Source organism: Actinoplanes sp. NPDC023714 (assembly GCF_040639855.1).
Classification (GTDB): Bacteria; Actinomycetota; Actinomycetes; order Mycobacteriales; family Micromonosporaceae; genus Actinoplanes.
This window is the reverse complement of the sequence record NZ_JBFAAR010000010.1, coordinates 63,896-86,072: the sequence shown is the minus strand read 5'-3', so window position 1 is coordinate 86,072 and position 22,177 is coordinate 63,896. Positions and strand designations below refer to the sequence as shown.

The following is a 22,177-nucleotide window of genomic DNA, read 5'->3' as shown; positions in this document are numbered from 1 at the left end:
CGACCGAAACATTACAAGCGGGCAGCGGCATTTACAACAGTGGATATGCGCTCAGCGCGGCGCTCGATAGCGGGCGTGCCGCATTCACCTGCGACAATATGCTCGCGATCCGGCGGCCGGGCTCCGGAACTTTCGGAGATCGAGCGGTCAGATCGTCACACGCGAGGGGGATGGAGTAGTTCAGGTCCCGCGTACAGACTGAACAGAATCAGTCACTCCGGGGGAGGGGTCCTGGGTTATGCCTAGTGCGCGGATCGCCATCAGAAATGCTGTTCGAGCCGTCAGCGTGAGTGCCGCCGCCCTGGCGCTGACAATGGTGGGAGCGGGGCCGGCCGAGGCCGGCCCGGACTACAACACCCGGGAGGGCGTGACGACATTCGGCGTCACTCGATGCCTCGCCGGGCACTGCGCCCCGCAGGGCCTGCTCAGCATCTCCTACGACTACGTCGGTTCCGGCGGTCACATGCCGTGGCGCATCCGGAGCGGTTTCGAGTACGCCGGGAACGTGTGCAATTGGTGGATCGACTTCAAAGCCACCCACCGGGGTGAGCAGACCTTCCATTCGCAGGGCACCGAACAGCGGTGCACGTGGAAGGGCTCGAGGACGCACGTCGAGTCGACGATGCCCAGCACCTGGCTGCCGAGTGGCAACATGTGCGCCATTCTCTACCGGGACGCCTCCGGGGGGCCGGCGGAAGTGAAGCGGGCCTGCGTGGCGATCGATCCGGAATGAGAGTCGCGGCCTGCTCGTCGGCGCGGGCTGCGGCCAGGTGGCCCCGCGGGTGGCGTGCCATGAATGCCTCCTGCCGCCACGATGGCGGCAGGAGACGGTTCACGTGACCCGGCTCAGAGCGGCCCGAACGCCTCCTCTGTGGGAACGGTCAGATTCAATGTCTCCAGCACCGGCAACAGGCGTCGTTCTTCGTACCGGAAATGGTTCTCCATGATGGCGCCGACGCCTTCCAGATGTTTTCGCAGCTCCTCGGGAGCGGAGGAGCGCCGGACCGCGGCGCTCAATTCGCCGAGCAGGTGAGCGATCATCGAATGGTCCTGTTTCAGCTGCTGGAGAACCGGGCGCAACTCCGGATGCGCCGCCTCGATCGCCGGGAAGAGGGTGTGGTCCTCGGCGCGGTGATGGCCGTCGAGGGCCGCGCAGAAACCGCGGCAGTAGAGCAGCAGATCGTCGATTCTCAGGGAATCGTTCGCGACGTGCAGGGCTTCGCGCAAGCGGTGGTGCACGGCACGCATCTGGTAGGCCCAGGCGACCAGCCTGGAGTTATCGTTCTCGGTCACGGGGAGGAAAGCTCCTCGGGTCCCACGCCTCCATGCCTGACACGGTCTGCCACCGGCACGCGACGCTGGAATCAACCCTACATAATCGTGACCATGACCTATCCGCCCCCGCTCTACCACGGCGACAAGGGTGAGGTGTCGGCGCTCCACCGGCCGGCGGACTCGGAGCCGGAACTCGTCTACCCCAACGGCACAAAGATCCACTACCTGTCGACAGGAGCCTCGACCGGTGGTCTGTTCGGGCTCTACCGCTGGGAGTGCGGCCCCGGCGTGACCGGTCCTGATCCGCACTTCCACCACACGCTCGCGGAGTCCTTCTACATCCTCGACGGTGTGCTGCGGATCTATGACGGCAGCCGGTGGATCGACGCCGAACCCGGCGATTACGTGCACGTGCCGCCCGGTGGGATCCACGCCTTCAAGAACCGGTCGGGCGCGCCCGTGAAGATGCTGCTGCACTTCGCGCCGGGGGCGCCGCGGGAGGGCTACTTCGAGGGCCTGACCGAAATCGCCGAGATGACCGACGAGGAGCGGACCGCGTTCTACCTCGAACACGACAACATCTGGCAATAGGTCGTGCTCGCGTGAGGAGATGCGAGTCGATTCGCCTACGAGAACCACGCCCGAATTCCGTCAGGCGTCGTCGTCGCTGTCTTCCTGAGGGCCGCCGGTCGGCCGATCCCGCGTGGCGTCGAGGATCCGGTCGGCGATCAGGGTGCGCTCGCGGCCCGGCTTCAGGTGCCCGCCCGGGCCGCGCTGGGCCTCCACCGCCTCGGCGAGCCGGCGTTTCTGGCCGGCGTCGAGCGTGCCCAGCATCATGAGCCCGGTCAGCAGCGCGTGATGTTGTTCGAACGCCGACCGTGAGCCGCCGATCGCGTCGATGACCCGGTCGAGGTCGGCCAGCCGCGCGACGTCACCCTGCATCGCGCCGAGCGCCATCGCGCGATCGCCCTCCCCGCCGGTGTCGAAACGTGCCTTGGCCTGCTCGGGGCTCCACCGCCCGGCGGCGGCGTCCTGCCGGGCCACCGAGATGATCCGCTCCAGCTCACCGGTGCGTTCGCGGCCTGGTTGCATGCGCCGGGCCGATTCGTACGAGGCGGCGGCGTCGCTCGTGGACAGAATCTTGGCCGCCTCCCTGCGCAGCTCGGCGGCCTGGACGTCGGCGCCGCGCTGCTGTGCCTCCTCGGCCGCGTTGAGCAGGCCGAGGGCCCGGTCCGCGGCGGACAGCGCGCGCCCGAGGTAGAGCTGGGTGAGCAGCCAGCCGTCGAGGAACCCGAGGATCGAGAAGTAGCAGAGCAGCGCCCCGCCGAACGGCACGCTCGTGGCGGTCCCGCCCAGCGCCGGCGCGATGCCGTTCAGCAGGGTTCCGCCGATCCGGCTCAGCTCACCGATCTGGACGAGACCCACGCCGACCAGGATCTTGGTGAGCCAGTCGGAGATCTGCTCCAGGTTGGTGTTGGCGCGGTACCGCCGGCCGGGTGCCGCGGTGTCCCCATCGGATCCGGTGGCGGCCCGCGGCACGCCGAAGAGGAAGCCGAGGAGCCCGCCCGCCACCGCCGCGGCGCCGGCGAACATGAGCCCGGACGCCAGCACGGTCGCGAAACTCGCGGACGCCGCCGCATAGATGACGATCGTCGTGACGCCGATCGCGGCCGGGATGCCACCCCAGATCAGCGCCTTGCGGCCGGCGCCCGGCCCCTTCTCGGCATCGCCAGATCCGGCCATGCACCCCTACTCTCTGAGTGAGCCTGCCGTCGCACTGTGTCAGCTCGATGTCGCGGCGGTCAACTCCTCGCCGGGAGTCACGATGACCGATGAACCCCTCGACGCGGAACTGCGCGCGATCCTTCCGCCGCGCGCCCGGTTGCTGCTGGACGTCTGGTGCCAGCGCTCCCGGCGCATCAGGCTGGAGCGCGCGCTGACCGACGGGCGGACACCCGCCGTCGTCGCCGTCGTGGTCGTGGAGAAGTGGGACGGCCGGGCCCCCGTACGCATGATCTTGAAGTTTCTGCCGGAGCGGAAACGGACCCGGCTGGAGTACGACACGTTCGCCCGCGCCGTCGACGAGGCGCCGGCGTCGTTCCGGCAGCATCTCGTGCGACTCCACGGCGACCGCCCGGTGGCGGTGGACGCGAACTCCACGATCATCTTCATGGAGTACGCCCTGATCGGCCGGTACAAGCCGATCGCCGTGACCACGCTGCTGAGGAACGCGGCGTTGGGCGAGGCCTGCGAGACCGTCGTGAGGTCGATCCTGCTGGAGTGGAACGATCTCGATCGGTGGAGCGCGCCGGTCATCCCCGCGGACGACTTTCTCCGCGAGGTGGCGTCATGGACCTGCCAGCCGGGCGGCCCGCTGTACCGGTGGCTCCAGCGGGAGGAGCCCGGGCTCCTCGACCAGGACCGCCGGAGTCTGCCCGGCGGTCTGCCCAACCCCGTCCATCTGGCCCGCTCCGGCGACGCGCTGGCCGACCTGGAGATCCGGGCCTTCCGCGGCCGCAGCCACGGCGACCTGCACACCGACAACATCCTGATCCCGAAGGCGGACGATCCCCGATTCGCGGACTTCCGGCTCATCGACTTCTCCACCTACCGGGACGACGGCCTCCTGGCCTTCGATCCCGCCTATCTGATCTGCTCGATCCTCGCCCACCGGATCGGCAGGCTGCCCGACGACGGCGGACCGCTGATCGAGCTGATGCTCGGCGGCGACGGCGGGCGGTCCGCCGACTTCCCGCACGACGTGCGCGAGGCCGTCTTCCGCATCGCCGGCGCCTGCCGGGAATCGGCCCTCGCGCGGGGGTGGAACGAGGACGAATGGGATCCCAATCTGCTCCTCGCCCTGACCGGCACCGCGCTGATCTATGCGGGCCGCAACCTGGCCACCGGGGTGGAGGCGCGCCGATGGTTCCTCCGGTTCGCCGCCCACGCCGCCGCCGCGGCGCTCGACCGCCTGCGTGCCCGATCATCCGGCGCGCGGGTGGAGAGACCGGCCCACTGGGAACGGCTGATCGAGGAGCCGGGGCTCCGCGTCCTCGTCCTGGCCGGCCCGGAAGGGATCGGCAAGACCCACGCGGTGCGGCGGCGGCTCGAGGCCCTGCGGGCGGCGGCCGGGGACGACCTCGTGGTGCGGACCATCGACGTCCATGCCGGGTCCACCTTCGGCGCGGCCGACCTGGTGGCTGCCCTGGAGGAGGAGGCCGGCCCGGACCGGGCCGCGGTGCCGAGGGCGTCCGGCCGGGAGAGCGATCTGCTCCTCGGCCGGCTCGACGCGCTGCTCGACCGGCTCGGCGACCGCCGCGTCGTGCTCGTGCTCGACCCGGTCGACCCCCTGATCGACGCGTCGTGGACGTTGCGGGACGTGTACCTCGACGAGGCCCTGCGGCTGCTCGCCACCCGGCCCGGCCACGAGGTCTCGGTCCTGCTCGTCTGCCGCCGCGACCCGGCGCCGGACCGGCGCGACTGGCTCGCTGCCGCGGAGGTCCACTCCGTCGGGAAGGGCATGCCGGTCGACGAGCTCAAACGGTTCTACGCGGCGTTCGACCGCAACGGCGCCTACCACACGGCCGGGACCGGCGACGAGGTGTGGCGCGAGCTGCACGACCGTACCGGCGGCAACCCGCGCGCCGGCGAGATGGCGTTCGCGCTGCTGGACTTCGCCGAGTCGGGCTTCGCGTCCCTCCGCGACGTGGCCGCCCTGCTCGCCGACGTGCAGTCCGGGAACGCGGTCGACGTGCTGTTCCGGGCCGTCCTGCGAGGGCTCACCGAGCTCCAGCGCCGCATCCTGCTGGCCCTCGCGGTCTACCGGATCCCGGTCGACGCCGCCGCCGTCCACGCCGTGGTGGGAGACCCGTACACGGCCGGCAGCGTCGGGGACGCGCTGCGGAAACTGGCCGCCCGGAACGTCATCCGCTTCGACGCCGACCGCTTCTACCTCCGCAACCCGGACGACGAACGGGTGATCGGCCATCTGGGTGACGACGGGGTACGGCGCGGATTCGGTAAGCGCGCCGAGGCCTATCTCGCCACTCTGTCCCAGGGGCCGGTGGAGCGCCTGCGTGATCTCTGGCCGCACCGGGCTCGCATCGACATCCTCCTGGAGTGCGGCGAGTACAAGGACGCGGGCAGGCTCATGAACGACGTCGAGCGCTGCCTGTCGAAGTGGGGTTACGGATGGCTCCTCATCGATCAGCGCGAACGCGTCAACCGCCACCTCGGCAAGCGTCTCCGGTTCACCAACCTGGACTGGCTCGCCAAGGAGTACACGGACGTGGCCCGCCTCGACCGGGCCGAGGAGTGCTACGCCGAGGCGGCCGCCCTGGTGGACTGGGAGAACGATTGGCCCGGCCCCAAGCGGCTGCTCACCAACCTGGCCGGCGTCCAGTTCCTGAGGGGCAAGCTCGACGAGGCCTTCCGGAGCTACCGGGGCGCCCTGGGGATGGCCCGCCTCGCGTACGACCCGGTGGAGGAGATCGCCCCGCTCGAGGGCCTCGCCGACTGCCACCGCCGCCGGGGTGGCTTCGCCATCGGTCATGTCCTGCTGGAGCGGGCGTTGCGGCTGGCCGAGCAGTCCGACCTCGGCACCGTCCACCTGCGCCTGAAGCTGGCCCGGCGAGACGTCGAGCGTGGCCTCTACCGGTCGGCCGTGCAGCGGCTCCGGCTGGTGGAGGACGTCGTCGACGAGAACGCCGACCCGGCGACGGCCTGCCACCTGTACGACATCGACGCCGACCTGCGCCTCGCGCTCGGCCGGGTCGACCTCGCCCGCGTCCAGGCGCGCCGGGCCGTCCACCTCGCCGGCGAGGTCGGTGACGCGCGCGTGTTCGTCCAGGCCCGGAGCACGCTGGCCGCGATTCATCTCCACGAAGGGCGGCTCGACGAGGCCCGGAAGGCGATCGAGGCGGCGGACCGCCGCCGGCTGGAGGGGGAGTCGCTGCTGGTCCTCGGCATGCAGGCGGTCGTGTGGCACCTGCTGCGCGATCCCGGGGCCGCCGACGCCTTCGCGCGGTTGCGGGATGAAGCCGACGTCCGCCGGGATCGGGACGAACGCGACTTCGGGGCGTGGGACTTCGAGGGGCTGGCGATCTGCGGCCTGTTCCTGCACGGCCGGGAGGACCTCGCGCCTGCGCTGGCGGCTTTCGGCGCCTCGCGCGACATCTGCCGGCCCGAATGGCTCGTCGGCCGGCTCGAAGAACTCCTCACCCACCTCGACGAGGGGACCGGACGACTGGCTCCGGCGATCGCGGCCGCCACCCGGGCCTAACCGGTCAGCCAGCCCCGCTCGTGCGCGCGGATCAGCGCCTCCACGCGGGTGCGGACGCCGAGCCGCTGGTACAACCCCTGCAGGAGCCGGAACATCGCCCGCTCCGAATAGCCCGCCTGGTCGGCCAGGGCGGCGACCGTCGAACCACCGGCAAGGGTACGCAACCACGCGATCTCCTCCGGTGGCGGCCGATCACCGTCGTCCGGCGCGGCCGGGTCGGCGGTCAGCAGGCGCAGCGCCCCGAGCGGGACCGTCGCCTGCCCGTTCGCCAGGCCGGCCACCACCCGCAGCAGCATCTCGGGCGGGGCCGACCGGCCGATCACCGAGACCGCCCCGGCCCGGACGGCCGCCACCCCGCCCGCGTCGGTGGGTGACACCAGCACCGCGATCACCGCGTGCCGGCCGGTGTCCGCGAGCCGGGTCAGCAACCGCCAGTCGTCGTCGGTGTCCACGGTCAGCAGGACGGTGGCGTGCTCGTGCCGCCGGGCCCAGTCGAGGGAGTCGGCGGGCGTGTCCACCTCGTGCCCGGCGCCGGCGAACAGGGCCGCGACGCCGTAGCGGTACATCGGCAGAGGATCGATGACAGCCACCCGCACGCACCCGATCATCGATGGTCGGCGGGTCGCCGGGAAGCGTATGCGGCGGGTGGCGGGAACATGTCGGCAGCTTCCCGCCATCGAACTGACTGAATGCATCTGCGAGATCACTCTGCGTTCAATAAGTCCTGGACCTGCTGAAGTGGCCCGCCATAGCGTCGTCGGCGAACCAGGCGTCCATGCGGGGAGGGATCATGCTGTTCGACGACGACCCGAGCGGCCCGCCGCACCAGCCCCCCGACGAGGACGACGACAGGCAACTGAGGGCGCCCAAGGTCGATCCGAGATACCTCGAGCGGTTCGACGGGCTCGACCGCATTCTCGTCGTGCTGGAGGTCGGTCACCGTGCCCGCCACGAGCGGCTCTCCTATCGAGCCGACCAGGTCTTCGAGAACGCCGGCGTTCCGTGGGACGAGCCGACCTACGACGAGGTCGTGAAGAGGCTGGAGTCGAGCGATCACGCCACGGTGCGGTCGTTCTCGAACGGGATGTTCTTCAAGATCACCGAGTACGGCGCCGACCACGTCCGCAGGCTGACCCGCAGGAACCTTCCGGGCCCGCTGACCGACACCACCCGGCCGGGCCCGTACACGCCTCCCGCTCCTCCGTCACCTTCACCCGGCGGCTACCGGCGCTGACGGCACGGAGCTGCGCTGACCGGGTAGTTTTGCTTTCCGTGTCTGATCCACTGCGCCCCTCCGACCCCCGCGCGATCGGCCGTTACCGGCTGCTGCGGCGGCTCGGGCAGGGCGGGATGGGCACCGTCTATCTGGCCGAGTCGCCCGAGGGGCGGCGGGTCGCGGTCAAGGTGATCCGGCCGGAGTACGCGCACGAGGAGCACTACCGGGCGCGCTTCCGCAGCGAGGTGAGCCGGGCCCGGCAGGTGCCGCCTTTCTGTACGGCCGAGGTGCTCGACGCCGATCCCGACCACGAGACGCCCTATCTGGTCGTGGAGTATGTCGACGGGCCGAGCCTGGGCGAGGTGGTCGCCGGGAGTGGGCCGCTGACCGGCGGGAGCCTGCACGGGGTGGCGGTCGGGGTGGCCACGGCGCTCGCCGCGATCCACGGCGCCGGGGTGATCCACCGTGATCTGAAGCCGCGAAACGTGCTGTTCGCGCTCGGCACCCCCAAGGTGATCGACTTCGGGATCGCGCGGCCGCTCGAGCCGACGAGTTTCCACACCCGAGCCGAGGAGGTGGTCGGGACCCTCGCGTACATGGCGCCGGAACGGCTCGACCCGGAGACCGATCGGCTGCTCACGCCGGCCGCCGACGTGTTCGCCTGGGGTGCCGTGGTCACCTATGCGGGCACCGGCCGTACCCCGTTCGGCGGGGACAGCCCGGGGGTGACGGCGGCGCGGATCCTCACCCAGCCGCCGCGGATCGGTGACCTGCCGCCGTACCTGGCCGAGCTCGTCGTCGCGGCGCTCGAGAAGGATCCGGCTCGCCGTCCCACCGCGCCGGAACTGCTGGACCGGCTGCTCGTCCCGGGTGCGCCGGCCGCGCCGCCGCTGCCGGCCGAGCTCCGGAGGGAGGCCGTCGCCGCCCAGCGGTCGAGCCATGGGGGAGGCCGGCGCCACGGGAGCTCCGGCCGTACGAAAGCAGTGGTCCTCACCACCGCCATGGCTGTCGCCGTGGCAGGCGCCGGCGCGGGCATGGTCCTGCGGGGACGCGACGAGGCGCGCAGCGCCGCGGAGGCGTCGCGCTCGGCAGCGGCCCAGGCACCCGCGGTGGTCGGACCGGCCGTCTTCGACTCGTTGCGTCGACCCGACGGACTCTTCTCCGGCACGGCTGCGTGCACCTACCGGGACGGGCTGCGCGTCACGGCGAAGGCCGGCGACTACGCGATGTGTGGCTCGTACCTTCACACCGTGTTCCCGGCCGCCCAGAGCGCGCAGGTGTCGGCGACGCTCGGTAATGATCGGTCGTGCGCGGCGATCTGGTTCCGGGCCACCGACCAGGACGAGGAGGACTACTTCGCCGACGCCTACCGGCTCGCGGTCTGCCCCGACGAGGTGTCGCTGGTCAGCATCAACGGCGGCGCGGCGAGCCCGCTCGCCTCGGCGCCGCGGGCCACCCCGGTCGGCAGCCCGCACCGGATCGTGCTGGTCGCGGACGAGCGGCAGGCGAACGTCACCGTCGACGGCGCGCCGGTGCTGCAGGGTCCGCTCACCGCCACCAACCTGATCAGCGGCCGGGTCCTGTTCGGGACGGTCGCGGAGAAGGGCGGACGCGGCGAGGTCACCTTCACCGACGTGCAACTGCGCTCGGGTACGAACCTTGAGTCACCCTCCGTGCCCGCGTTCCTCGACGGTGACGCCCAGTTCACGGCGGGCGTGCACATGATCTCGGACCGGGACAGGGTGGCCGTGGTCGAGCCGGCCTCGCTGCTGACCGGCGCGGAGTACTGCCGCCGCTTCGACCTGAACGCCACGACGGTGCGGTGCGAGGACGAGAGCGTGCCGGTGATGAGCGGGACGCAGGTGACGCTCCCGGTCGCCGGCGATCCGGTCTACCGGGATTTCCGGCCCGGCCGGGCGGAGTGCCGCGACCCGCGGACGGCGGCCGGGACCTGCGCGGTGCCGTTCGCTGAGTTCGCCGTCATGTCGGGGGAGCCGTCGCCGTTCCCGGCGCTCGTCACGGTCCGCGGCGGCGAGGTCGTCGAGGTCGCCAAGATTAAGCCTTGACTTAATTAAGGTCGCGCTGAAATAGTTGGGCTGTGCACGCGTTCGACGTACTCGGCGATCCGGTCCGGCGCCGGATCCTGGAACTGCTCGCCGGTGGTGAGCAGCCGGCCGGAGCCATCGGCGAGGTCATCAAGGCGGAGTTCGGCATCTCGACGCCGGCGGTGTCGCAGCACCTCAAGGTGTTGCGGGAGGCCGGTTTCGCCTCGGCCCGCGCCGAGGGCACCCGGCGGCTCTACGCCGTCGAGGCCGAGCCGCTGCGAGAGGCCTCGGCCTGGCTGGAGCGGTTCCGGCCGTTCTGGGAGCAGCGGCTCGACGCCCTGGCGACCGAGTTGGCGCGTGGAAGACGGACTCGTTCCTCGAAGGGGGATTCATGATCGACATCGTCCAGCAGGTCAACGCCACCCATCGTGAGCTCGGTGAGACGCCGGTGGCCGGCGGCGCGGGCCGCTCGCTGCTGCTGCGCCGGGTCTACGACGCCGCGATCGAGGACGTGTGGGACGCCTGCACCGACCCCGCCCGGCTGGCGCGCTGGTTCGGCGAGGTCGGCGGCGACTTCCGCGAGGGCGGCGCCTTCCAGGTCAAGGACAACGCGGGCGGCGAGATCCTCCGGTGCGAGCAGCCGCGCCTGCTCAAGGTCACCTGGGTTCTCGGGGAGAGCATGAAGACCGAGGTCGAGGTACGCCTCGCGTCGACTGGCGACGGCCTCACCACATTCGAACTCGAGCACTCCTCCCCGGCGGAGATCGTCGACGCGCTGGTGAAGGAGTACGGCCCGGGCGGCACCATCGGCATCGGCGGCGGCTGGGACCTCACGGTGCTCGGCCTCGACCTGCACCTGCGCGGCGCCGCCATCGACCCGGCCACCTGGGAGGACACGGCGGAGGCGAAGGACTACGCCACCCGCAGCTGCCACGCGTGGGGTGCGGCGATCCAGAAGGCCTGGGGCGGCACCGACGAGGAGATCGCGGCGGCCGTGGCGTTCGGGGTGCAGCACTACGCGCCGTGAGCCGCTTTTCTCCAGGCCCGTCCGGCCTTTCAGCCGCCGACCGGCCCGGCGTCGAAGGCACGGACCGGCCGGCGGACCCTCATCCTTTCATGATCACTTCGGCGGGATCGCGACCGGTTCGGGCCGGTATCCGAGGGCCGTCATGGCGGCGCCCGAGTCGTAGACCCTGTCGATCCGCCGGGGCAGCGGCCAGCCCCGGGCGTGGAACGCCGCCGCCACCTCGGGCGCCCGCTCGGCGATCACACTCGCGGCGTCGTGGTGCAGGGCGACGCAGTCGGCGCGGGTGAACGGGTACCGCCCGGCGATGTTGAACGTCCCGGTGACCGCCCCGCCGGCCGCGGCGCTCACCGCCGCGGCCGCGACGTCGGCCAGCCGTACCGACCGATGCAGCATGCGGACGGCCCGCACCGGCAACGGTTCCGGGAAGCAGCGGGCGATGCGCAACGTCACCGAGGACAGGGGGCCGGCCGCCACCAGCCGCTCGGCGGCCAGCTTCGTCTCGTCGTACACGTCACGGGGTTGCGGCGTCAGAAGCTCGTCCACCCAGACCGCCCGGTCGGCGGGCACCAGGGCGTTCCCGTAGACGCTCGTGCTGCTGACGTAGACGAAACGCCGCACCTCGGCGGCGCCGGCGTCGTCGAGCAGCGCCGCCGTGGCATCGACGTTCACCGCCCGGAACTCGTCGTCGCCCACGACGCCGACGTGCGGGGCATGGAGCGCCGCCGCGTGCACGACGACGCCGGCGTCCCGGACGAGTTGCCGGCGCACCCTCGAGTCGCGGAGATCCCCGACGACGCCGGTCCGCGGCCCGGGTGATCGGTCGGCGCCGCGGACCGTCCACCCGGCGGCTTCCAGGGCTTGAGCCACCGCCGCGCCGACGCGTCCGGACGTCCCGGTGACGGCAGCGATCGGGGAGGACATGCGGATCTAGGCGCAGCCGATGCAGAACCGGGCGAACGGCCGGGCCGCCAGCCGTTCCGCGGCGATCGGCTCCGCACATCGTTCGCACACGCCGTACGTCCCCGCCTCCACCCGTCCCAGCGCCTCGTCCACCTCGGCGATCCGCTCCCGCGCGGCCGCCAGCAGCGAGATCAGCTGAGCCCGCTCGAACCCGATCGTCGCACCCTCGGGATCGTGCTCGTCGTCGGCGTTCGAGTCCCGCGAGGCCGAGAAGAGCGCCTCCAGACTGGCCGCGAGCGTGGCGGCCTCGGCCTCGGTGCCGGCCCGCAGCCGCACCAACTCCTCCCGAGCCGCCATCCCTCCACTCTAGGTCGCATCACCTGCGGAGGGTATTGAGCCGCCCCGGCGGTCCTCCGCACACTGGGATGGTGACGGTCAGGGAGGTCTATCTCGAATCCGCGGCGGTGGTGGTCGGGCTTCTGCGATCGCCGGCTGTGGCTGCGGGGTGGGCGGCGCCCAGTGCTCTGCCCCGGATGCGGATCGGGGCGCTCGCCTCCCCATCTGGCCTTTCAGATCACGCAGGTGCCGGCGGTTCTGGAGGCGCCGGTCGAGCACGGGAGGATCGGGCTGACCGAGCACTTCGCCCGGTCGACCTGGACGGACGGTGACCTGGACAGTGAGGTCAACACGTTCATCCGGGCGAGTGCCGCGGAGGCCGCGCTGGCCGGGCCGGCCGTGCGGATCGAGGAGGCGGCGGCTGCCCTGGAAGAGCTGCGGCGGAGGCTGCCGGGGGAACCGGCCGACCGGGTGATCCAGTTGCCGTTCGGGCCGTGGGCGCTGACCCTCGACGACTATTTGACGACCCGGCTGCTGGAGCTCGCCGTGCACGGCGACGACCTGGCCGCCAGCGTCGGGGTGGCGTCGCCGCCGCTGCCCGCGCCCTGCCTGGAGAGCGTGGTCACGCTGCTCTGCGCGATGGCGACCCGGAAATACGGCACCGCCACCGTCATCCGGGCGCTGAGCCGGGCCGAACGCTCACCGCGGACCATCGCCGCGCTATGACCGTACGAAATCAGGGTCTGAATCCGCGGAGTGTGAAGCCGATCGTCTCGTCGAGGCTCCGGTCCATCTGCTCGGGGGAGAAGCCGCCGTTGAGCGCGAGCGTGGTCAGGCCCTGCAGCGCGGCGATCAGCGGCACCGCGAGCACATCGACCGGACCTTGCCGCACCTCGCCGCGACGCTGACCGTCTTCGATCACCCGCGTCGCCACGTCCATGAGCCGCTTCGGCGCCGCGGCCAGCTCCGGCGGCGCGTCGGGGTCGTGCTTGCGGGCGAACATGAGTTCCAGCAGAGCGGCATTTTCCCGAGCAAACCCCACATAGGTACGGGTGAGAGCGTCGAGTTGCGCCGCGAAGCTCTCGTCGCCGGCCAGCACGGTCGTCATCGCCGAGGTGAGGCGCTCGAAGCCGTCGAGTGCCAGCGCGTCCAGCAGCGCCTGCTTGGTCTTGAAGTGGCGGCTCGGCGCGGCCGGGCTCACCCCCGCGTCCCGGGCCAGCTCACGCAGCGACAACTCGCCGGGACCCCGGTCGCGCAGGGTCTCCTCGGCGAGGGTCAGCAGCGTGGCGCGGAGGTCCCCGTGGTGGTAGGGGCGATCTTTCATGCCCCCACCCTACGTGATGTAGGCGTTGACTACATTGTTATCACCGCTTACATTCGAAGCATGACGACGAAGGAACGACTCGAGTCCTCCCCGCAATATCGCGGCGGACGCTTCCACAACAGCGTGCCGACCGACACGTCCCTCAAGCTCGCCCAGATGCCGAAGATCGCGCTCGAGGCGCTGACCGGCGGCGCCGGCCGGCGTCCGCCTCGGCCGGTGCCCCTGGTCCGGTCCCGGCCGGAGAGCGCGGACGGTCTGCACGTCACCTGGTACGGGCACTCGAGCGCGCTCGTCGAGATCGAGGGCACCCGCGTCCTGCTCGACCCGGTCTGGAGCAGGCGCTGCTCGCCGTCGCAGCTGGCCGGGCCGAGCCGGCTGCACGAGCCGCCGGTCGCGCTCGACGACCTGCCGCCGATCGACGTCGTGGTGATTTCGCACGACCACTACGACCACCTCGACACCGCGACGATCCGGAAGTTGACCGGGGTGCGGTTCGTGGTCCCGCTCGGGGTGGGCGCGCACCTGGAGCGCTGGGGCGTCGAGGCCGGCCGGGTCGTGGAGCTGGACTGGAACGAGTCCACAAATATCGGAAATGTCGCCCTGACCGCCACCCCCGCCCGCCACTTCTCCGGCCGTGGCATCCGCCGCGACGAGACCCTCTGGGCCAGCTGGGTGATCAAGGGTCCGACCCGGAGCGCCTTCTACTCCGGCGACACCGGCTACTTCGACGGCTTCGCCGCGATCGGCGCCGCGCACGGCCCGTTCGACGTCACGCTCGTGCAGGTCGGCGCGTACGCCGACACCTGGTCGGACATCCACATGTTCCCCGAGGACGGCGTCACGGCTCACCTCGACGTCCGCGGCGGCCTGATGATCCCGGTGCACTGGGCCACGTTCGACCTGGCGCCGCACCGCTGGTCGGAGCCGGCCGAGCGCACCTGGCGCGAGGCGAAGGCGCGCGGCGTCGACCTGTCGATCCCGCGCCCGGGGGAGCGGATCGACGTCGACAACCCGCCGGAGCTCGAGGCCTGGTGGTCCTAACGGCGCCGGCGGTATTCGGCGACCACGAGCGAGGTCAGCTCGTCGAGGGAGGTGTCCTCGGCGCGCCTGTCGAAGGTGATCTCGCCGTGCTGGAGCAGGTTGACCCGGTCGCAGACGTCCAGGACCTGCGCGTAGTTGTGGGCGATGATGATGACCGCGACGTCGCCGCGGTCCTTCAGGTCGCGGATCAGATCGAGGATGAGCATCCCCTCCTTGGCCCCCATGGCGGCGAGGGGCTCGTCCAGCAGCAGGATCCGGGCGTCGGAGTAGACCGAGCGGGCCACGGCGATGGCCTGCCGCTGCCCGCCGGAGAGCTTGGCGACCTCGACGGTGACGTCCGGCAGGTTCACGCCCATGTCCCTGAGGTGCTCCTCGGCGCGCCGCCGCATGGCCCGGTTGTTGAGCAGCGGCCACCGCACGAGTTCCCGGTTGAGGAACATGTTGTGGTAGACCGAGAGCTCGTTGACCAGGGCCAGGTCCTGGTAGACGGTGTCGATGCCGAGCGAGCGGGCGTGGTCGACGCTGCGCAGCGTGACCTCGTCGCCGCCGACGAGGATGCGGCCGGCATCCGGGCGGTGGAACCCGCAGATGATCTTCATGAGGGTGGACTTGCCGGCCCCGTTGTCGCCGATGAGGCCCAGCACCTCGCCCTTCGCGACCCGCAGGTTCACGTCCCGCAGCGCGGTGAGCGCCCCGAACCGTTTGGCGACGTTGAGCACCTGCAGGGCGTCGGCCTCCATCAGGTCCTCCCCGCGCGCCGCAGCCGGGACAGATACTGGTTGGCGATCATCGAGACCAGGATGGCCAGGCCCAGGATCAGGAAGATCGTGTTGGCGCTGTATCCGATCAGGTTGAAGCCGTTCTGCAGCTCGGCCAGCACCAGCGCGCCCAGGAACGCGCCGACGATGGTGCCCGAGCCGCCGGCCAGCGCGGTGCCGCCGATCACGGCGGCCGAGATGGCGTAGAAGGTCAGCGTCGTGCCGCCCCCGATGTTCGGGTCGATCGTGTTGATCCGGAACGCCTCCATGATCCCCACGAGGCCGCCGAGGGTGCTGGTCACCATGAAATTCCCGATCTTGATGCGTGACGCGCGAATACCCGCTTCGGTCGCGCCCAGTGGATTGCCGCCGACCGAGATGGTGTGCAACCCCCATCGGGTACGGGTGAGAACCACGTGGAAGACCGCCACGATGACCACTGCCCAGCTGATGGTGGCCCAGGGGCCGGCGCCGAGCCAGGTCTGGAAGGTCCCCTTCGCGGGCTCCGGGATCGGCACCGGATAGGCGTGCGAGGTGATCAGCAGGATGCCCTGGACCGCGAAGAACGTGCCGAGCGTGGTCACGAACGACGGCACCTTCAGCTTCGTCACGACGAGCCCGTTGAACAGCCCGATCCCGGCCGAGATGATCAGCGCGAGCAGGAACCCGGCGAAGACCGGGAACCCGTAGAAGTCGACGGCGAAGTGGAACAGGAACGGCGCGAGCGCCGCCACGATCCCGACCGACAGGTCGATCTCGCCGCTGACCAGCAGCAGCACGATCCCGACCGCCACGATCGCGACCGGCGCGGTGGCCTGCGCGATGTTCACCAGGTTGTCGCGGGACAGGAAGACCGGGCTGGACGCCCGGAAATAGATCATCAGCCCGAGCGCGACGAGCAGCACGCTCGCCTCGCGCCGGCGCAGGAAGCCGTCGAGCAGGCGGCGGGCGGGCGCGCGGCCCGCCCGCCTCGGCGTCTCGGTCAGCTCAGCCATGTGCGATCGGCCCGCTGCGGTCCACCAGCACCTTGTCCGTGGTGGAGCCCTGGTAGCGCGTCTTGGTCGTCTGGTACGGGCCGACGTTGTCCTTCGTGACGAACAGCAGCCCGGTGTTGGTGTCGCTCGGCGACAGCAGGCCACCGGACAGCTTGTACAGGTAGAGGTAGAGGACCGGCAGGAATCCCTGCAGGTAGGGCTGCTGGTCGATGGTGTAGTCGAGGTTGCCCTCCTGGATGCCGGTCAGCGTCTCCGGGATCAGGTCGAAGCCGCCCGCGACCTTGAGGGCCTTGCCGCGCATGTCGTACTTCTTGACGACCTGCCCGACCGACGAGGTGGAGCCGGCGTCGACCGCGAGCATCCCGGCCAGGTCCTGGTGGCCCTGCGCGTACGCGTCGATGATCGACAGCCCGCGGGTCACGTCGGCGTTGGTGGCCACCGCGGTGAACGTGACCGGCTTGCCGGAGTCCTTGAACGCCTGCTGCGCGCCGTCGATGCGCGGCTGGATGTTGAGGGCGCCCGGTGTCGCGATGAAGCCGGCGACCGGACCCGACTGCACCTGCTGCAGCGCCCGGACGCCCAGCGCGTAGCCGGACTCGTACAGGCCCTGGCCGATGTAGGCCAGCCGGTTCGTGCCCTTGTCCGCGCGGGCGCCGTCGGCGTTGTAGGACACCACCGGGATGCCGGCGTCCAGCGCCTGGTCGACCGGGGCGTCGAAGGCGTCCTTGTCGACCACGGCCACCGCGATGCCGTCCACCTTGGCGCTGACCGCGGTGTTCATGGCGTTGACCATCTCGGCCACGATCGAGTTCTGCGAGCCGGTCCACTGCGGCTTCTCGATGCCGAGCAGGGTCGCGGCGTCCTCCATCCCGTACTGGGTGGGGGTGAAGAACGGGTTCGTCGTCACGTGGTTGACGAATGTGAACTTCCACTTGGGCGTGGCCGGGAAGTTGCCGGTCGCGCCGCTCGGCGTCTCCTCCTGGTCGCCGCACGCGCTCAGCAGGGCGCCGGCGGCCAGGGTCGCGCTGAACAGGCCGGTGCCGGAGAGCAGCCGGCGCCGGGTGACGGGGTTGAGGTCGAGGGTCTCCACCGCCTCCTCGACCCGCGGCGGAACTCTGGTCATCGTGACACCCCGAACTGGTAGACGGTCGTGGTGGCGTACACCTCGCCGGGCCGCAGCACTGTCGACGGGAAGTTCGCGTGGTTCGGCGAGTCCGGGAAGTGCTGGGTCTCCAGCGCGAAGCCGTCGCCCTGCCGGTAGGCGCGGCCGCTCGTGCCGTAGAGCGTGCCGTCCAGGAAGTTCCCGGCGTAGAACTGCAGGCCGGGCTCGGTGGTCAGCACCGTGAGCGTGCGCCCGCTGTCCCGGTCGGTGACCTTCGCCGCCGTTCCGAGACCAGTGAAGGGGTTCAGGACCCAGTTGTGGTCGTACCCTCGCCCGTACACGATCTGCTGGAAGTCGCTCCTGTTCCTGGCCCCTATCGCGGTGGCCCTCGTGAAGTCCATCGGCGTGCCGGCGACGGCGTCGATCGCGCCGGTCGGGATGAGCGTGTCGTCGACCGGCGTGTACCGGTTCGCGTTGATCTGGAGCTTGTGGTCGTCGATCGTGCCGGTGCCCTCGCCGCCGAGGTTCCAGTAGGCGTGGTTCGTGAGGTTGACGATCGTCGCCCGGTCGGTGGTGGCCCGGTAGTCCATGCGGATGCCCAGGTCACGGGTGAGCGTGTAGGTGACGGTGGTCTGCAGCGTGCCCGGGTAGCCCTCCTCGCCGTCCGGGCTGGTCCTGGTCATCCGCAGCCCGGCGGTGTCCTTGCCGAGGACCGGGGTGGCCTGCCAGATGTGCTTGTCGAAGCCGACGAAGCCGCCGTGCAGGTGATTCGGCGTGTTGTTGATCGGCAGGTGGTAGGTGACGCCGTCGAGCGTGAACGTGCCCTCGTCGATGCGGTTGCCGTACCGGCCGATGATCGCGCCGAAGTACGCCGGGTTGCCGCTGTCGACGTACCCGGCCAGATCGGCGAAACCGAGCGTCACGTTAGTCATCCGGCCGTGCCGGTCCGGCGTCTCGACGGTCTGCAGGATCCCGCCGTAGGTCAGGATCCGCACCCGCAGGCGCCCGTTGCTCAGCGTGTACCGCTCGACGGCCTGGCCGCCGACGCTGCCGAACGCCTCCCTGGTGATGCTCGGCTTACCTCCGGCCTGTGACGTCGGCGCCCCGGCCAGCCCTACGACGATCATCATGAGCAGGACGGTCGCCGCCCGCACGAGGGTCCGCGGTGCGTGAATTCTTGCCGCCATGGTGGTGCCTCGCCCCCTTCGGCGAAGCGCCACGCCGCCGCGCCGGCGTGGCGGACGGAGTTGCTCGGGATTTCTCTCAGAACCGACCGGCTGAGCCGGCCCGAAAACGTTTGCTGCCCGCGACCGTAGGCATCGCCATCAATCGACGTCAATCATCTGTACCGGTCACCTCAGCTCGGATGATCCGCTCTTATGGCGAGCCGATCCCTCTTCTGCGGAGAAGCGGCTAATGAGCGTTTTTGCCCCTATCCTTGAATCTCGTCGATCCCGGGCGGTATCGACCACGCCGGGATGGCGGCTTCGGCGCTCCGCCTCCTGGCCGGATGTGGTCTCGGATTGGTGTATCTGGTCGCCGCGCCATGCTGTCGACGCGATAGGCATCGGTGCTCACTCGACTACAACACGAAGGGTGGTCAGTCCCGGATGATCACGCCCCGGGACGCCAGCCTGTCCAGGACGCCCGGATCGTCGAGGCGGGCGAGGGAGACGTAGATCTCGCTGCCGCCGTCGAAGTCGAGACTCTCGATCGTCGCCGCCTGCTCGGATGACACCGGGACGGCGTGCAGGAGATCGAGTGAGGCGCCCAGGGAAGGGCCGACGATCGCGGCGAGGCCGGCCGCGTCGATCGCGCCACTGGTCAGGAGCTCGTCGAGGACGCCGAGGTGCAGGCCACGGGAGGGGAAGGCGACGGTCATGACTCGGTAGTATCCACGGACAGTTCGATCACTGGAGAGTCGATGACTTACCCTCCACCCGTCGACCCCTACGAGTCGCCGCAGCACACCGAGCCGCTCTTCGAACAGCCCCACTACGGACAGCACCATGGGCAGCCGACCTACCCGATGGCCCCGCCTCCGCCGCCGGCCAAGTCCCGGACCCTGGCGATCACCCTGCTCACGGTGTCCATCGTGCTGGTGGTGCTCGTCGGCGGGGGCGTCGTCGCGTACCTGGTCGGCGACCGGTTCTCCGGAAATAAGAGCGTTCAGGGTACGAGTACAAGCGCGAACCCGACGCCGAGCGCCTCCTCGCCGGCGCCGCAGGACACGATCAGCATCAGTGAGCCGGACACCCTGAACGGGCAGCCCAAGATCGAGGCAAACGAGCTGGCGTCGCTCACCACCGACCTGGAGAAGGAGCTGGAGGGATATCCGGGCGCGGCGAACGCGTTCGGCGCCGTCTACGGGGCGCTCGGTCAGAAGAAGCTGACCGCCGCCCTCGCGGCCGAGGTCGACGTGGACGATCCGCAGCGGATGCTCGACACGATGTTCCAGTCGTTCAGCGGGGAGAGCCAGCTCGAAGGGGTGTCGCCGGCCAGCACCGGCTCGCTCGGCGGGGTGGCGCAGTGCGGCAGCACCACCGTGGCGAAGGAGGATGTGGCCATCTGCGGGTGGGCCGACGAGGGCAGCGTCGGCATGCTGCTGTTCTTCTACGAGACCGCTGTCGACGTGAAGGGCGACTTCCCCGACATGCGCGCCGAGATCGAGACGAAGGACTGACCGCCGGTGGCGAAGGTCGAGCTGGACGAACTGGTGGTCGCGGACTCCGGGGCGCTGCGGGCCTGGCTGGAGGAGCACCACGCCACCTCGCCGGGCGTGTGGCTGGCGCTGACCAGGAAGGGCGGCACCGTCACGACGCTGACCTGGCAGCAGGCGGTCGACGAGGCGCTGTGCTTCGGCTGGATCGACGGGCAGGCGCGCAAGCGTGACGAGGCGACGTCGTGGATCCGATTCACCCCGCGCCGGGCCCGCAGCGCCTGGTCACAGCGGAACGTCCAGCACGTCGCCCGGCTGGAGGAGGAGGGCCGGATGACGCCGGCCGGCCGGGCCGCGGTGGAGGCGGCGAAGGCGGACGGGCGATGGGCGGCCGCCTACGCGCCGCCGTCGGAGGCCGTGGTGCCGGACGACCTGCTCGCCGCGATCGCCGCCGAACCCGCCGCACAGGCCATGTTCGACGTGCTCACCAGCGCGAACCGGTTCGCGATGATCCACCGGCTCGGCGCCGTGAAGCGCGCGGAGACCCGCGAGCGCAAGATCGCCGAGTTCGTCGCGATGCTGGCCCGGCACGAGACGATCTACCCGCAGAAGGCACGGCCCGCGCTTGAGTGACATCCAGCGGGCGGGGCGGCGGATGGCCGTCGCCACCCTCGCCTCGCGGGTCGCCGGCTTCCTGCGGATCCTCGTCCTCGCCGCCGCGCTGGGGCTCGGCAGCCGGCTGCTCGACACCTACAACGTCGCGAACACGCTGCCGAACGCCGTCTACGAGCTCGTCGTCGGCGGCACCATGGCCAGCATCGTGGTGCCGCTGCTGACCCGGGCCGCGCTGACCGACGCGGACGGCGGGGTTCTCTACGCCCAGCGGCTGCTGTCGCTGATCGTCTACGTCCTCGGCGCGGTCACGGTGCTCGCCATCGTCGCGGCGCCGCTGCTCATCGACCTGTACGCGCCCGGCTTCACCGCCGGGCAGCGCGAGCTGGCGATCGTCTTCAGCAGGTACTTCCTGCCGCAGATCCTGTTCTACGGCATCAGCGCGACGACCGGCGCGATCCTCAACGTGCGCGGCCGGTTCGGCGCGCCGGCCTGGGCGCCGCTGGTGAACAGCGTCATCGTGATCGCGGTCGGCCTGATCTACCTGGTGATCGGCGGGACCACCGGCACGGAGATCAAAACCGGTCAGCTGCTGCTCCTGGCGATGGGTACGACGGCCGGGGTGGGCGCGCAGACCGTGCTGGTCGTGTGGGCACTGCGGCGCAGCGGGTTCCCGATCCGGCTGCATCTCGACCCGCGCGGCATCGCGATCCGGCGCATCGGCCGGCTCGGCGTCTGGGTGCTGTTGTCGGTGGTGGCGTCGACGACGCTCACCGCGATGGCGACGCGCACGGCGTCCTGGGCCGGGGCGGGCGGGATCACCGCCTATCAGAATGCGAGCGCCGTATATCTCGTCCCGTTCGCCGTCATCGCGGTATCGGTCATGACGGCGATGCTGCCGCGGCTCAGCCAATACGCGGCGCGCGGCGAGCATCAGCGCGTCACGACCGGCCTTTCCCGGGCGGTCCGCACCGCGCTCGTCGTCATGGCGCCGATCGCGGCCGCATTCCTGCTGCTCGGACCGGATATCGCGATAGTCCTGTTCGACCACGGCAACAGCAGCGCGGCCACCGTACGCATGCTCGGTCTCGTCCTTGCCGCATTCGGGCTGACGCTGGTGCCGTTCACGAGCTACATGATTCTGCAGCGCGGGATGTATGCCCTGCAGGACACCAGAACGGCCGCGTTCATCACCGTTCTCGTCGCGGTGGTCGGCGTCGCCGGGTGCGCGGTGGCCGGATGGATTCTGCCGGCGCGCGAGATCGTGGTCGGCATCCCTGTGGCATTCGCCGTCGCCTATGCGGTCGGCCTGAATGTCACTGCCGTGGTGCTGCGGCGGCGATTGGGTTACCTCGATGGAAGACGATTGATTCGTACGCACGTCCGCGTTCTGGCGGCTACCGTCACCGCCGGTATTCTGGCCGTCGCGGCGCTGCGGCTCGTCGACTCCCGCGGCCTCGTTCCGCTGATCGTCGCGGCATTCGCCGGCGCTGTGGGTTATCTGCTGGCGGGGCGGTTGCTGCGGCTCGCCGAACTGCGGCATCTGCTGAACGCGGCGCTGCCCGGCGTGCGGACCTGGTGAGCCTTCATCCGTGGCGGCGGCGCA

23 protein-coding genes are annotated in these 22,177 nt (G+C 70.7%); 12 read left to right on the top strand and 11 right to left on the bottom strand.

Going from position 1 to position 22,177, the window contains the following annotated elements:
* Positions 1–286 precede the first annotated feature (286 nt).
* Positions 287–733, top strand: a complete 447-nt coding sequence (locus AB0G10_RS34025; protein ID WP_360931259.1) for a hypothetical protein — start codon at positions 287–289, stop codon at positions 731–733.
* A gap of 113 nt (positions 734–846) precedes the next feature.
* Here AB0G10_RS34025 and AB0G10_RS34020 read toward each other — a convergent pair whose 3' ends face one another.
* The gene (locus AB0G10_RS34020) at positions 847–1,293 is read right to left on the bottom strand and encodes a hemerythrin domain-containing protein (RefSeq protein WP_360931256.1); all 447 of its coding nucleotides are present in this window, start codon (positions 1,291–1,293) and stop codon (positions 847–849) included.
* 93 nt (positions 1,294–1,386) lie between these two features.
* Here AB0G10_RS34020 and AB0G10_RS34015 point away from each other — a divergent pair, with 93 nt between their 5' ends.
* Positions 1,387–1,866 (top strand): cupin domain-containing protein, encoded by a 480-nt coding sequence (locus AB0G10_RS34015; protein ID WP_360931253.1) that lies wholly within the window; start codon positions 1,387–1,389, stop codon positions 1,864–1,866.
* A gap of 60 nt (positions 1,867–1,926) precedes the next feature.
* On the opposite strand, the gene AB0G10_RS34010 is transcribed toward AB0G10_RS34015, so the two are convergent.
* Entirely contained in the window at positions 1,927–3,018 is a 1,092-nt protein-coding gene (locus AB0G10_RS34010; protein WP_360931250.1) for a hypothetical protein, read from the bottom strand.
* Between the two features lie 82 nt (positions 3,019–3,100).
* On the opposite strand from AB0G10_RS34010, the gene AB0G10_RS34005 reads away from it, so the two are divergent.
* Positions 3,101–6,556: an AAA family ATPase gene (locus AB0G10_RS34005; protein ID WP_360931247.1), complete on the top strand. Its 3,456-nt coding sequence runs from the start codon at positions 3,101–3,103 to the stop codon at positions 6,554–6,556.
* On the opposite strand, the gene AB0G10_RS34000 is transcribed toward AB0G10_RS34005, so the two are convergent.
* Entirely contained in the window at positions 6,553–7,152 is a 600-nt protein-coding gene (locus AB0G10_RS34000) for a DNA-binding response regulator (protein WP_360931245.1), read from the bottom strand. The two genes, AB0G10_RS34005 and AB0G10_RS34000, sit on opposite strands and share 4 nt — an antisense overlap.
* Before the next feature lie 194 nt (positions 7,153–7,346).
* Here AB0G10_RS34000 and AB0G10_RS33995 point away from each other — a divergent pair, with 194 nt between their 5' ends.
* From AB0G10_RS33995 to AB0G10_RS33980, 4 genes are read left to right on the top strand one after another with little or no spacing between them, the layout of a single operon-like run.
* Positions 7,347–7,790, top strand: coding sequence for a hypothetical protein (locus tag AB0G10_RS33995; protein ID WP_360931242.1), 444 nt, complete (start codon positions 7,347–7,349; stop codon positions 7,788–7,790).
* Between the two features lie 38 nt (positions 7,791–7,828).
* Entirely contained in the window at positions 7,829–9,838 is a 2,010-nt protein-coding gene (locus tag AB0G10_RS33990) for a serine/threonine-protein kinase (protein ID WP_360931239.1), read from the top strand.
* A gap of 32 nt (positions 9,839–9,870) precedes the next feature.
* Positions 9,871–10,212 carry a metalloregulator ArsR/SmtB family transcription factor gene (locus AB0G10_RS33985; protein WP_360931236.1) on the top strand — a complete coding sequence of 114 codons (342 nt, stop codon included), beginning with the start codon at positions 9,871–9,873 and terminating at the stop codon, positions 10,210–10,212.
* Entirely contained in the window at positions 10,209–10,844 is a 636-nt protein-coding gene (locus tag AB0G10_RS33980; protein WP_360931233.1) for an SRPBCC domain-containing protein, read from the top strand. The genes AB0G10_RS33985 and AB0G10_RS33980 overlap by 4 nt, the downstream gene beginning before the upstream one ends.
* Before the next feature lie 93 nt (positions 10,845–10,937).
* Here the strand turns inward: AB0G10_RS33980 and AB0G10_RS33975 are convergent, their stop codons facing one another.
* Complete coding sequence (locus AB0G10_RS33975; protein WP_360931230.1) at positions 10,938–11,765, bottom strand: NAD(P)-dependent oxidoreductase; 828 nt, start codon at positions 11,763–11,765, stop codon at positions 10,938–10,940.
* 6 nt (positions 11,766–11,771) lie between these two features.
* Positions 11,772–12,101 carry a TraR/DksA C4-type zinc finger protein gene (locus tag AB0G10_RS33970; RefSeq protein ID WP_360931227.1) on the bottom strand — a complete coding sequence of 110 codons (330 nt, stop codon included), beginning with the start codon at positions 12,099–12,101 and terminating at the stop codon, positions 11,772–11,774.
* A 162-nt stretch (positions 12,102–12,263) separates the two neighbouring features.
* Here AB0G10_RS33970 and AB0G10_RS33965 point away from each other — a divergent pair, with 162 nt between their 5' ends.
* Complete coding sequence (locus tag AB0G10_RS33965; RefSeq protein ID WP_360931224.1) at positions 12,264–12,806, top strand: maleylpyruvate isomerase N-terminal domain-containing protein; 543 nt, start codon at positions 12,264–12,266, stop codon at positions 12,804–12,806.
* A 10-nt stretch (positions 12,807–12,816) separates the two neighbouring features.
* Here AB0G10_RS33965 and AB0G10_RS33960 read toward each other — a convergent pair whose 3' ends face one another.
* A complete protein-coding gene (locus AB0G10_RS33960) occupies positions 12,817–13,404 on the bottom strand; it encodes a TetR/AcrR family transcriptional regulator (protein WP_360931221.1) in 588 nt (195 codons plus the stop codon).
* 60 nt (positions 13,405–13,464) lie between these two features.
* Between AB0G10_RS33960 and AB0G10_RS33955 the strand changes: the two genes are divergently transcribed.
* Positions 13,465–14,445 (top strand): MBL fold metallo-hydrolase, encoded by a 981-nt coding sequence (locus AB0G10_RS33955; protein ID WP_360931218.1) that lies wholly within the window; start codon positions 13,465–13,467, stop codon positions 14,443–14,445.
* On the opposite strand, the gene AB0G10_RS33950 is transcribed toward AB0G10_RS33955, so the two are convergent.
* The 5 genes from AB0G10_RS33950 to AB0G10_RS33930 form a co-directional block, all read right to left on the bottom strand.
* Complete coding sequence (locus tag AB0G10_RS33950) at positions 14,442–15,185, bottom strand: ATP-binding cassette domain-containing protein (RefSeq protein ID WP_360931215.1); 744 nt, start codon at positions 15,183–15,185, stop codon at positions 14,442–14,444. The genes AB0G10_RS33955 and AB0G10_RS33950 overlap by 4 nt on opposite strands.
* Entirely contained in the window at positions 15,185–16,198 is a 1,014-nt protein-coding gene (locus AB0G10_RS33945; RefSeq protein WP_360931212.1) for an ABC transporter permease, read from the bottom strand. Before AB0G10_RS33945 ends, AB0G10_RS33950 begins: the two co-directional genes overlap by 1 nt.
* Positions 16,191–17,321, bottom strand: coding sequence for a sugar ABC transporter substrate-binding protein (locus AB0G10_RS33940; RefSeq protein WP_360931209.1), 1,131 nt, complete (start codon positions 17,319–17,321; stop codon positions 16,191–16,193). Before AB0G10_RS33940 ends, AB0G10_RS33945 begins: the two co-directional genes overlap by 8 nt.
* Positions 17,318–18,430: an aldose epimerase family protein gene (locus AB0G10_RS33935; RefSeq protein WP_360931206.1), complete on the bottom strand. Its 1,113-nt coding sequence runs from the start codon at positions 18,428–18,430 to the stop codon at positions 17,318–17,320. The genes AB0G10_RS33940 and AB0G10_RS33935 overlap by 4 nt, the downstream gene beginning before the upstream one ends.
* A gap of 470 nt (positions 18,431–18,900) precedes the next feature.
* Entirely contained in the window at positions 18,901–19,182 is a 282-nt protein-coding gene (locus AB0G10_RS33930) for a hypothetical protein (protein ID WP_360931204.1), read from the bottom strand.
* A gap of 42 nt (positions 19,183–19,224) precedes the next feature.
* Between AB0G10_RS33930 and AB0G10_RS33925 the strand changes: the two genes are divergently transcribed.
* Genes AB0G10_RS33925 through murJ form a run of 3 tightly spaced genes read left to right on the top strand, consistent with a single transcriptional unit; the run spans position 19,225 to position 22,153 of the window.
* Positions 19,225–19,983, top strand: coding sequence for a hypothetical protein (locus tag AB0G10_RS33925; protein WP_360931201.1), 759 nt, complete (start codon positions 19,225–19,227; stop codon positions 19,981–19,983).
* 6 nt (positions 19,984–19,989) lie between these two features.
* Positions 19,990–20,592, top strand: coding sequence for a YdeI/OmpD-associated family protein (locus tag AB0G10_RS33920; RefSeq protein WP_360931198.1), 603 nt, complete (start codon positions 19,990–19,992; stop codon positions 20,590–20,592).
* Between the two features lie 22 nt (positions 20,593–20,614).
* Positions 20,615–22,153 carry a murein biosynthesis integral membrane protein MurJ gene (murJ, locus tag AB0G10_RS33915; protein WP_360931917.1) on the top strand — a complete coding sequence of 513 codons (1,539 nt, stop codon included), beginning with the start codon at positions 20,615–20,617 and terminating at the stop codon, positions 22,151–22,153.
* Positions 22,154–22,177 lie beyond the last annotated feature (24 nt).